3 protein-coding genes and 1 pseudogene are annotated in these 3455 nt (G+C 60.3%); 1 reads left to right on the forward strand and 3 read right to left on the reverse strand.

The window, feature by feature from the left end:
- Window positions 1–175: 175 nt before the first annotated feature.
- Entirely contained in the window at window positions 176–1720 is a 1545-nt protein-coding gene (locus FJ398_26835) for an SAM-dependent methyltransferase (GenBank protein MBM3841497.1), read from the reverse strand.
- Between the two features lie 176 nt (window positions 1721–1896).
- On the opposite strand from FJ398_26835, the pseudogene FJ398_26840 reads away from it, so the two are divergent.
- Window positions 1897–2794, forward strand: a pseudogene (locus FJ398_26840) (hypothetical protein).
- Here FJ398_26840 and FJ398_26845 read toward each other — a convergent pair.
- Together FJ398_26845 and FJ398_26850 are read right to left on the reverse strand one after the other, a co-directional pair.
- The gene (locus FJ398_26845) at window positions 2780–3004 is read right to left on the reverse strand and encodes a CPBP family intramembrane metalloprotease (GenBank protein MBM3841498.1); all 225 of its coding nucleotides are present in this window, start codon (window positions 3002–3004) and stop codon (window positions 2780–2782) included. The pseudogene FJ398_26840 and the gene FJ398_26845 sit on opposite strands and share 15 nt — an antisense overlap.
- A gap of 305 nt (window positions 3005–3309) precedes the next feature.
- Window positions 3310–3455, reverse strand: a 146-nt coding sequence (locus FJ398_26850; GenBank protein ID MBM3841499.1) for a VCBS repeat-containing protein, incomplete at its 5' end; no start/stop codon positions are given.

Below are 3455 nucleotides of genomic sequence, written 5' to 3' on the forward strand. Positions count from 1 at the left end.
CTTTTGTCCGTGGCCTGCGTTGGCTCGGTCCTTACAGCCCGCGTTGGGGATGCTCGGACCTCGCCGCCTTGGCCACAGCCAAAATCCCTCGCCGCAGGACCCCGCGCAATTTTCGGACACGCTCTAAGATTTCGCTCGGTCCGCAAATCTGAGAGGAACGGACGTATCTTGTCACTCAGATTCCCTCGAGAGAGAGGGAAGAACGGAACAGATCACCGGGCATTGTCATCTGTGGAAGGATGGTTTCCCACAGGCCAGCCAGACCAGCGTCTTGGGCGATGGCGCGGAGATTGAGCCGTCGCAGCAACTCCACCGTGACAGGCCGTTTGCTGTCCGGGAATATCAGGGAGGCCAGGAATTCCCGGCATTGCGTCGTGTTCAGAATCTGCGCGACGAGTCGTGCTTCGTTCTCCTGGGGAAAGGAAAGAAAGTAACACGTGTCATCAAACATGACCGGACGATCCTCTTGCGGCCCGACCAAGACAAAGCGCGGCTCACGATGCAGTCCCGACACGGCCACTTTCCAGGGAGCAAAGGAGTAATCACCAACGCCAAATATCGCGAAGGGCACGCCGTTTTTGTAAATCGAACTCTTCCGGGCCTGGAAATAATCGGCGTGGGCGTTGAGGTACTCCCAAGTTCGCGGAGCGTGCCGGGCTATCGCACGCGTATCTTCGCCGACACGCTTCTGCGTCATCAACACGAATCGCGTGGGGTTGGCATTGCCCTTCGAAAGGTCCGTGCACTTCAGCAGCGGATACACACAGTCCGGTTCAAGACTGACTTGCTCCTTCAACTTGTTTGAGAAAGTGCCGTCGGGATTCGGTCGAAGCTCCATGACCGAAGCGCAATCGTGCTTTAACCCGGACCGCCATTGGTACGGGCAGCGCCCCTCAAGATGCTGCAAGCGGCGGTAGGCGCGGATGTCGGCCACCAGGTCTTTTCCAACGAGGCCCAGGTGACTGGACGGTGTCCGCGCTTGCAGGCTGTCAAACACCGCCGCCTCCGTTGCGCCATGCGCGCCGATGTGCGCCAGCAACAGGCAAGCGTCCACGGAAGCGCTGAAGTGCGCCGTGGCATCGATGCGATAAAGCGAGGCGCTCGCCACGCGTCCGTCATTTTGCCAGGCGTACCGCAAGACCTTCCGCGCCGTGGCTGTCTTGCACAACATCGCGATGGCGGCCTTTCGGCCGTCGAGCGCTCGCAACAATCGAATGAGCATCCATTCCGAGATGTCGAAGTTCGATTTTCCCGTGCGCGCTTCGAGGCCGCGGAAGCCCAGGAAGTTTTCCTTCACGGGTAAGTTGCTTCCGTTCAAGCGGGCGACGGCGGCGTTCGTGACCCAGGGCGGATTCCCCAACAGCAAAAGCGACCCTTCGACAGATTTGCACTCAGCGTCCCAGTTGTGCGTGAAGAAATCCTGCGCGCGCAGGTCGAATCGGCTGCTTGCGCCGCCGTTTTTCAAACTCTGCTGCGTCGTTTCGAGATAATCGGCATTGACTTCGAAGCCGAGAATTCGCGCGGCCGGAAATGCCTCGGCGGCCGCGACCAGGAAGGCTCCGAGGCCACAGGTCGGTTCGATAACGATGTGCGGGTCGATTCCCTCCCGCCTCAGCAGCGCACAAATCTCCCGCGCCAGTCCCGGAGGCGTTTGGAAGTCACCGAATTCCTGGCGCGATACGTTTGAACCGGCGCGAGCTTTGTCGAGCAACTGATTCAAAGCTTCTCGATAATGAAATCAACCGCGCCAGGGCGATGCGGCAGCGGCGGGAGTTGTGCTCATAGGGCGGAGGATAATGGGCCTCATGCGCCGCCGCAAGCGCCACATTTTCCTACCACAAAGCTATCGCCAACCGCCCGGCGCCAGACCAGACTAGCCTTCCACCCCTTTGCGCCATGTCCGACTTTTGGTCATCTGTTCGAGAAGCTCTTCGCGGGTCGCGGCAGGACTTCACGGAAGTCCCGATCCGCCGCGCGATCCTGTTGCTCGCTGTCCCGATGATCCTGGAGATGTCGATGGAATCGCTTTTTGCGATTGTCGATATCTTCTGGGTCTCGCGGTTGGGCGCGGAAGCGGTGGCAACGGTCGGGTTGACGGAGGCGATGCTCACACTCATCTACACGGTGGCAATGGGATTGAGTTGAGCTTCCGACGATGGCAAATTTGCTCCGGCTTTCGGGGACGGCCATGTTTCAAATGCTCGTCGGCATGACAAGCTGGCTGGCGTTGATCCGCATTCTGTCGGGATTCGGCAGCGCTGCGCTGGCGGGCTATACGATCGCGATCCGCATCGTCATTTTCGCTTTGCTGCCGTCGTGGGGCCTGAGCAGCGCTGCGGCGACGATGGTGGGCCAGAACCTGGGCGCAGGAAAACCCGAACGCGCCGAAGAGTCCGTGTGGCACGCGGGCTTCTGCAACATGGTGTTTCTGGGCGTGGTCGGGACGTTATTTGTGATCTTTGCCGAACCGCTGATCGACGCGTTCACGCAAGACGGCCAGATCGTGCCGCACGGGGTCAAATGCTTGCGGACGGTGAGCCTGGGATTTCTCTTCTACGCTTACGGCATGGTGCTCGGGCAGGCGTTCAACGGCGCCGGCGATATCTGGACACCGACGTGGATCAATCTCTTTTGCTTCTGGCTCTTTCAGCTTCCTTTGGCCTCGGCGTTGGCGCATTGGTTTCGGTGGGGACCGGGCGGAGTGTTCACCGCGATCACCATCGCGTGGTCCACCTACGCCGTTGTGTGCGCGGCATTATTCAAGCGCGGCCGCTGGAAGCTAAAGAAAGTTTGAGCATCCTGGCAGCAGCGCCAGACTCGTCGCGTCGAACATCCCGTGCGCAATCACCGCCGGCCAGATCGAGCGATGCAGCACCATGATGACGCCGAGCCCAAAGCCCAGCAGCGTCGTCAAACCAACCGCCACCGGTCCTTGCATCGAATGACGCGATCCTGGGCGGGACTTCGCTGAGCCTCGGAGGCACGCTATCGGATCCTGACGCATAAGTGTTCATGGGAAGCTCACTTGGTTTCAGAACCGCGCACACGACCCATGAACCGAAAACTGCGCGGACCGCAGCCTTTAGGCTGCTTGGGGCCCCGCTCTGGAGTCCAGCGTTGAAGCGGCCTAAAGGCGCCTAAAGGCCGCGGTCCGGAAGAAGGGTTCATGGGAACGCTCCGATCCCGATGGGCATCGCGACGGAAAACGGCAGAGCGCTCGCTATTTCAAGTCGAAGTGCTTCACTGGAACAAGCCGATGTCCCAGCATATCCACGGCAGCCGGGATAGCTTCGAGGACGAGATAGCCGATCAACGGCCGTCGCCGTTGAAGTCGCCCAAGCCGACGGAGGAAAGCAACCCTCCCGCGCCGAGATTGAAGGCAGTCTGGAACGTGCCATCGCCCTGGCCCAACAGCAGGGACACGCCGCTGTTAGTGATAACGGCGAGGTCGGGCT

It is taken from the genome of Verrucomicrobiota bacterium (assembly GCA_016871535.1).
In the GTDB taxonomy this organism is placed as follows: domain Bacteria; phylum Verrucomicrobiota; class Verrucomicrobiia; order Limisphaerales; family SIBE01; genus VHCZ01.